Here is a 712-nt window from a genome sequence, read left to right as displayed (position 1 = left end):
TTGCCGGCCCGCGCGAGGCGACCGCTCTCATCGAGACCATCGACCGTCTGGGCTCCGCTTTTCCAGATGAAACCGCGGCCGGCGAGCTCGATCCCGTCCGCGAGCGGCTGGTGCTGCGCCAGCACGAGCTCCATGCCGGCCCCGGTCTCGACGCTGCCATAAACGCCGCGGTCGCTGCCTGCCGGGAAGGGCTGGAGCGTATCGACAGGCTGTCGCTCCCCGATCAGCCCGAGCAGGCGGCCGACATACTGGCCGAAGGCGCCCGCGCCGCCTTGCGGCGGGCGAAAAAGGCGCTGGATAAGGCGAGCTCGCGGGGCGAGGCCGATGACTTTCACGACCTGCGCAAGGCGTGCAAGACGCATTCGATGCATCTGTCGCTGCTCGGCCGCCTGTGGCCGGCGCCGATCAAGGCGCGCCGCAAGGCGGTTGACAAGCTTGGCGAACGGCTGGGCGAGCTGCATGACGTCTTCGTCATGCGCGCGCTGCTCGTCGCCGCTGGCGAGCCGCTCGGTCCGCCCGAAGACACCAGGCTTCTGCGCAAGCTCTTGAAGCGTGCGGAAAAAAGCCTCAGCAAGACCTGTCTTGCCGATGCCGCCGAATTGTTCGGCGACAGCCCCAAGCGCTCGGCCAGAGCGCTCGCGCGCAAGGCGCGCGACGACCTCGCGCCGCCGCATGAGGAAGCCGGCCCGGTCGCGGCCTGACGCCTACGCCG

At 69.7% G+C, this 712-nt stretch carries 1 protein-coding gene; it reads left to right on the top strand.

Annotated elements, in window-relative coordinates; genetic code table 11:
• A partial coding sequence (locus EOA60_RS35745; protein WP_164899913.1) for a CHAD domain-containing protein occupies positions 1-701 on the top strand: 701 nt, incomplete at its 5' end.
• Between the last annotated feature and the right edge of the window lie 11 nt (positions 702-712).

Origin of the sequence: Mesorhizobium sp. M1A.F.Ca.IN.020.06.1.1 (assembly GCF_004023265.1) — a bacterium.
Taxonomy (GTDB): Bacteria; Pseudomonadota; Alphaproteobacteria; order Rhizobiales; family Rhizobiaceae; genus Mesorhizobium.
The sequence above is the reverse complement of the archived record's forward strand: the minus strand, read 5'-3'. Positions and strand labels throughout refer to the sequence as shown.